We start from the raw sequence: 6954 nt of genomic DNA, 5'->3' as shown, positions 1-6954 counted from the left end.
GGGAATAAAAAATTCTTTAACCAGCGAGGTACTGAAAAAAGTAAACAAAAGAAATTTTGAAGGCGTCCTGATGGGGCTTAAATCTCTGAAAGATGTTGTTGCAGCCCAAAACGCTCTATTAACATCCTACAGAATGAAAGCCGATACCGAAACTGTGCTGCAAAATGCGTTTGATGCCATTACCACAAAAAGCAATGAGCAGAGCAGCTATCAACAGCAGAGGAAAACCTTTACCTCTGCCAACAAAGGGATTTACAGGGAGCTTTATGTCTATATAAGTGACGTGGCAAGATTGGGGAAAATTATATTTCAGGGAGAGCAGAAGGCTTCGGAATATACTCTTGAAAACCTTATTGCTATGGTAAATTCTTCCAGAAAGAACAAATCTATAGATGATACCCAAAATAAAGGATAACCTTTGAAAAAAATTTTGATGCGTTATAAAAAGTAATATTTTTTATTTCTATATTAGCATCCATAATTTTAACGAAACAAGCGTAAGCTATCAATTTGGAACAAAGAAAACTGCGAACCTTCTTAAAAGACCAAATTTTGATAGACTTACGCCCGTGTACCTATAACTGGCACGGGCGGAGTCTTTCTTGGTCTTTGGGTTCTTCGCAGTACCTCTTTGTCAGATCGGCTTTTGCTCCGTGCCTTTTACATGATTCTATCTCCCGATTGATTTTTGTCTAAGGCTTTTTATTAAAATTAATACGACAGCTTTTTGCCGTACCGCAAATTTATTTTTGCACATGAAAATGTTTAATTAAAAAATCTGAAAACGATGAAAACACTGAATAGGTCGGGATAAAATAAACCGTAAGACAAAAAATGTAAAATATAGGATTCTCCCTATGTTGAAATATCAAAAAAAATTATAATTTAACACTCGAAAAAAATTAATAACAAAATGAAAAAATCTTATTTCATAATGCTAATGGCATTAGCATTCTTTCTCTTTGGCTGCCGTGAGGAGCTCGACTATGTAAACAGTGAAAATTCTCTTCAAAACTCAGATAGTTTTACAAAAGATAATGTGGTTACCAAAAAACTGTTTAAGCAGGATTATTTAAGTAATAGTTTTCTTAAGCAGAATGTGGAAGCCGTTAATAATTTCTTAAAACAAAAGGGCTCATCGTCTTCAGCAGCCCTCTCCAAAAATTCAACCATAGAAGGAGTAGAAGTATATACCGATGTCTTTGAGGAGGTAGATTACCTAAATGCAAAATACTACAGCTTCCATATTGCCGGAAGCTCTTCCAAAGAATTTGAGCAGAAGCTTGTTTTAAAATACGTAAATAATGAAATTAAAGACCGTTATATTCTTAAATACAAAAGACTGTCTGATCTGAAAATTGATCCCAACTCTTATCAGCTTGAAAAACTGATCGGCTCTTCAGACGGAAACGGGAACTCTTTATTAATGTATATAGACACCTTTACTTTAGGCTGTACAACGTTTACGGTTACTACTTTCAATTGCGGGCATCAGGGAAATCACAGTAACGGACAGTATTGCAGTGTAGAAAAAACTTATATTCCTCACGATATCATAAGTGCGCAGTATAATCCTAACTGTAATTCCGAAGGAGGAGGAAGCCCATTAGGAAGTACAACAGGAGACAGTGGCTCGCAAGGTTCTCAGAATACAAACGGAGACAATTCCCCGGCTTTTCTTTCTATTTATTCTTCTGCTCCTTATTATGAGATTGAATTTGTTCCCCATACCAATAAACTTCTTAATTATCTTAATCTTAACCCAACCGAGATTACCCAGATTAACGCAAATGATAATCTGAGACTTCAAATTTATCTTTATTTGCAGAATTTAGGATTGTATCCTTTTACACCTTATTTGTTGGGAGATGAGTATGCAGAGGTAAGTATTTTGAGTAAATTCACATTAAAATATTTTAATGACAATCCGACAAGTACTTGGGAACAGTTGCTGCCTTTTTTATCTTTTGCCCACCAGTTTTTGCAAGAAAATCCAGATGCAAAAGATTATTTTTTACAACATCCAAACGACTTACAGAAAATAAAGTTTTCAAATTTTAATCCTGCAGATAACAATGAATTTCAAATGGCAAATTCAATGGCTAAAATGGTTACAGAATATCTAATCGCAGATAAAAATGGAACGACTTCTTCTTTACAGAATAATTGGATTGGATGGAATTTGGTAAAAGAAGCAATGAAATCTTATGTAAAAACGAATATTGTACTGGCTGTAAAATTAGGAAGGTGGATATATGAATTTGCTGATGCATATTTTCCTGCACTGAACATTCCCCTAATTAATTTAAAGTTAGCGGAACTTAAAGCAGAACTGGCTTTTGCAAATACATTCAATACAAATCCTAATACTATGCAGTGGAAAGATATTGTACTATGCTGGCTTTTTGAATATGGAAATTTTCCTGTAAACACTACCGCTGGTTATAGCCCCATTCCTACTATTGGTTTTGCAGGTACAGATTATGTAATTTCAGGAATCCCTAACCAACTTAATCAAATGAGGTATCTAACAAATCATAAAACTTTAGCAGACGGAAGCTTAAGCCCTGGTTCTATCAATTTTTTAAGATCTGAAGTAATCAAGCAAATAAAGTTAGGAAATTTAAATACTTATGGTGGAAACTGGGGATTTGGATTTGATGCGATGGTTGACACCATAAAAGAGCTAGATGGACTTCAGTACTGTTTGGGTTCTTATCAAACAACAGTTCACATAACATCATTAGGCAATAGTCAATATAAATTAACTTTCATTGTTAGAAACAAAACAGGTTGGGAATCAGGAACACGTGGATTGAATGATTATGATGGCGACTCTACAAATGACAGTATAATTCCAGACAAACCAAGAGGACAAGGAATTCATCTTGGCGGGACCATTGGCGAAACGTTTGGATGGTATGAAATTATAACTATTCCTTAAAAGTAAATATATTATGAAAAAATACCTTTTTATCATTATTTTAACTTTTTTATATTCTTGTAGTGATGGACCACAAGCAACATTTGATTCTAGGTTTATTAAAGCTAATCCTAAAAAAGAACTTCCCTTTAATGAATTAGTTGGAACATATAAACTTGATAAAGATTCTAAAAAAAGATATAAGATTAGTGATACAGTGAATTTTTTTCTTGAAATAAAAAAAGATACATCATTCGTTTTAGCAAATAAAATTAATTATAAGGATAGAAATATTAATTATGGTAATTTTAAATTTAAAACTAACTATATCAATGATTTTAAAGAAAAAAATCCGAGTTTAGGTTTACATACATATGTTCAAGACTTCAATGGTGGGGGAACAATTGATATTTATTATCGTAAAAATGATAGTGCACTTGTTCTACTTATTTATACACCATTTGTTGAAGCCACAAAAGAAAATAATATGAAGTATAGAGAAGGAGATTATTTACGTTACATAAAAATAAAAAAATGAGAAAACATTTAATATTATTGATGGTTTTCATGTGGGGTTTATTTTATTCTCAGAATAAAAATTTATCTTTTAAAGATATTTCTTTTACTCAAAAAGATTCTATTACCAACTTAGAAGAATACAGGAAGGGACAGGAAGAGGCAATGGTAAAATTTGAAAGTGAGATGGGTTTACTGATGGATGGACTTTTTGAGTCTTTAGGCAGAAAAGCAAAGACAAAAGCAATAGATAAAAAAAAATCTGACAGTATAATTAATTCTTTATCACAGAAGGATTTGGATAATTCTATTGTAGTCTATCATTACAAAAATGTAGATGAAAATATCTGGAAACGATGGGAAACAAAAGAAAACAACGATATACTGAAATATCCTGTATTTACTGATTTTTCTAAAGGGAAAGAATATTTTGAATATCCTTACAACGGGATACAGGAATATTCCTATATTTTTGAACGAATAAAAGATTTAAAAATACAAGAGTTTAGAGATGAGAAGAAAAAAATATCCGGAATACAATGCTTCAAAATAAAATGTTCTTATTCTAAAATTTTTAAACATCGTAAAATTGACGGAATGCCTGAATTTCCAGATAAAATAGAGCTAATAGAGTCGGAAATGTGGGTAACAGTGGAAATAAGATCCATATATCATCCTGCGTTTAAAGTGAAGGAAATATTGGAAAAATATTATCCTTTATACATAAAACAAAGAAGTTCTCTGGTTCCGGGTATGATTAGGAAAATAGCTTTACACGATTTTAATTAAAAGAAAACCGCAGATATTTTCTGCGGTTTTAAGTCGCGTAAGACAATAGTAAATTTATAAATATTAAATAAATCAACAATTTAAAAGATGAAAAAAACATTAGTCATTTTATTACTTATGCTAATTAGCAAAAATGTGTCAGCAATGAAGAATTTTAATGATTCTTTAATTATAAACAAACACACAGTTTCAATAAAACAGCCTTTATGGAAAGATTTTAATGAAAAGGGGTCTCTAAAAAAAGATGTTACAGCTTTTAATGAGTATTTTAAAACAAAGGAAAAAAGAATATATACAGATGTATTTGAAGAAATTAATTTCAAAGAAATTAAATTTTATTCATTTTATATTGTGAGTAAAAATTCTGAAGAAGATGTTGAAGAAAAATTAGTTTTAAAATATTCAAAAGATAAGATTGAAAAATATTTATTAAGATATAAAAGAATAAATGGTTTCAAAATAGATTCCAACACATTTGAATTCTATTTTATAAAGGATAAAAGTGAGGTTGAAATAGTTCCTGTACAAAAAGAATGTTTAAAAAGTGATATTGTTATCTTAAATAAAGAAGAATTATCAAAAGAAAAAATCCCAAATGAGATTGGAATTTTTGATTTACAATCAAATTGCAGTTCAAATTATAAGAAGATTAAAAAAGACTTTAGTCTGCCAATTCTCACAAAACTACAGATAGTACCTTTTTACTTAGTTTATTAGTAATATATATCGAAATAATAAACACCGCAGAGATTTTCTGCGGTTTTATAAAAAGCTCTATATATTTTGTTGCTTAAATGTAGAATCGACGAATAATATAAAATAAACTAAAAAATACGAAATGAAAAAAACACTTATTCTTACTCTACTCTTTCCATTTGCATTGCTGTTTTCACAAAAAAATGTAAAAATGTACTATGAGCAGAAGAAAGACACCATTATTTATTATATCGATAATCTTGAAATTTACCCTACATCGATAGTGTTTTCCGGTCAGCCGGAATTGGAAAACATGAGAAAACCTGAAATTTTTAATACGATTCGGGTGCTTCCTCCAAAATCTGTTAAGAATAAAGTAACCTACTTTATTGTAAATGATAAAACAAAAAGATGGGGTATCAAAAAAATGCCGGGCTATTCTAAATACATTGGCGATATCACTTTAAAATCTTATGATTCTGATTATAAATATGATCTTCCTTTCCAAAAAGGAAAATCTTTCAACGTCTATCAGGGATATAACGGAACATTTTCTCATCAAAATGAATATTCATTAGATTTTACCATGCCTGAAGGAACAGAAATAACAGCTTCAAGAGAGGGATTAGTGATTGATGTTATACAAAACAACAATCAGGGATGTCCTACAAAGGATTGCGCCAAACTGGGTAACTATATTTCTATTTTACACTCTGACGGAACTATTGCGCAATATTTTCATTTAAAACAAAACGGAGCTAAAGTAAATATCGGAGAAAATGTAAAAAAGAACCAGATAATAGGATTCAGCGGAAACACAGGCTGGAGCAACGGACCTCATTTACATTTTACCTGTTATCTTCCGAGCAATACAGGAGAGAAACAAAGAAAAACCGTTAAAACACTTTTCAGGACAGGAGATGGAAATAAAACAGAATATCTAACCGAAAAGAAAACATATTCAAAAGAATATTAGCATGATAAAACCGTAGAATATTTCTGTAATTTATATATAATAAACGATGATCATACTATTTTTCCTATTAATTATTGTCATAATAATTATAGTTACAGGTATCGTTTCTCTTCTCTTATATGCACTGGTTATTTCAATCAGAGAGTTTAAAAAAGGAAATCAATCGCTTGGTTATCTTTTTCTCGGGCTATTTTTACTCTTCGCATTAATCTTAAGCTATATCATCATGAATTAAAAGATGATCTGATAATAAAATTATGGAAATACATATAGAAGAATTCAGTTTTGGACTATTCGCAATACAAACACTTATGTTTCTATTGTTAATCCTGCTTGTCTATTTTGTTTACAAAATTTACAGAAAGATAAAGTAAAAATGAAAAACCGCAGAAAATCTCTGCGGTTTTATTATATTCAATTAGAAATTTTTGGCGCTTTAATTAATGCACCCCACTCAGATCAATCTTCTCTTTGCTTTTTCGTTCCTTAATAAATAAGATGAACGGAATACAGACAAGGAAGATTACCCCAAGATAAAGGAAAACATCCATGTAAGAAAGTACGGTTGCCTGTTTCGTTACAGAAAGATCGAGCATTTTGTAGGCGGCGTTCATTGCAGCATCGGGAGTCATTCCTTTTGCCATAAAACTGCCTTTCAGAGCCTGTAACCTTTGCTGTACGGCAAAATCGGTCTGGTCAAGGTGCGAAATAAGATTCACTCTGTATTTCTGACTCGCATTGGCAATGAATGTTGTGATCGCCGCAATTCCGAAGGAACCTCCAAGCTGTCTCATCATTCCTGTAAATGCTGCTCCCTGTCCGATTTCCTGCCCTTTCAATGTACTTAAGGAAAGCGAGGTGATCGGAATAAAAAGTAAACCCAATCCGGCTCCTCTTACAATCAGCATCCAGAAGAAGGCATCTTTTCCTGTGTCCGGAGTTAATATTTTATATCCCCAGAAACTGTAGATAAAGAAGATAAATAATCCCAGTGAAACCAAAATCTGCTGTTTCGCTCCTTTTGAAAGCAGTCTTCCAATAATCGGCATCATGA

At 31.6% G+C, this 6954-nt stretch carries 6 protein-coding genes and 1 pseudogene; 6 read left to right on the top strand and 1 reads right to left on the bottom strand.

What is annotated here, in order from left to right; all coding sequences use genetic code 11:
• From WFK35_RS19125 to WFK35_RS19100, 6 genes are all read left to right on the top strand, one after another.
• On the top strand, positions 1-415 hold a 415-nt coding region (locus tag WFK35_RS19125), incomplete at its 5' end, for a hypothetical protein (RefSeq protein WP_336733937.1).
• Positions 416-913: 498 nt separating this feature from the next.
• Positions 914-2944, top strand: coding sequence for a hypothetical protein (locus WFK35_RS19120; RefSeq protein ID WP_336733935.1), 2031 nt, complete (start codon positions 914-916; stop codon positions 2942-2944).
• A gap of 13 nt (positions 2945-2957) precedes the next feature.
• Positions 2958-3461 (top strand): hypothetical protein, encoded by a 504-nt coding sequence (locus tag WFK35_RS19115; RefSeq protein WP_336733933.1) that lies wholly within the window; start codon positions 2958-2960, stop codon positions 3459-3461.
• Positions 3458-4228 (top strand): hypothetical protein, encoded by a 771-nt coding sequence (locus WFK35_RS19110; RefSeq protein ID WP_336733931.1) that lies wholly within the window; start codon positions 3458-3460, stop codon positions 4226-4228. Before WFK35_RS19115 ends, WFK35_RS19110 begins: the two co-directional genes overlap by 4 nt.
• A gap of 87 nt (positions 4229-4315) precedes the next feature.
• The gene (locus WFK35_RS19105) at positions 4316-4945 is read left to right on the top strand and encodes a hypothetical protein (protein WP_336733929.1); all 630 of its coding nucleotides are present in this window, start codon (positions 4316-4318) and stop codon (positions 4943-4945) included.
• 121 nt (positions 4946-5066) lie between these two features.
• Positions 5067-5900, top strand: coding sequence for a M23 family metallopeptidase (locus WFK35_RS19100; RefSeq protein WP_336733927.1), 834 nt, complete (start codon positions 5067-5069; stop codon positions 5898-5900).
• Positions 5901-6340: 440 nt separating this feature from the next.
• On the opposite strand, the pseudogene WFK35_RS19095 reads toward WFK35_RS19100, so the two are convergent.
• Positions 6341-6954 (bottom strand): annotated as a pseudogene (locus tag WFK35_RS19095) (MFS transporter); the annotation flags it as partial.

Origin of the sequence: Chryseobacterium sp. VD8 (assembly GCF_037149975.1) — a bacterium.
GTDB lineage: Bacteria > Bacteroidota > Bacteroidia > Flavobacteriales > Weeksellaceae > Chryseobacterium > Chryseobacterium indicum.
Note: the sequence above shows the minus strand (reverse complement) of the source record. Positions and strands in the feature narration are given on the sequence as shown.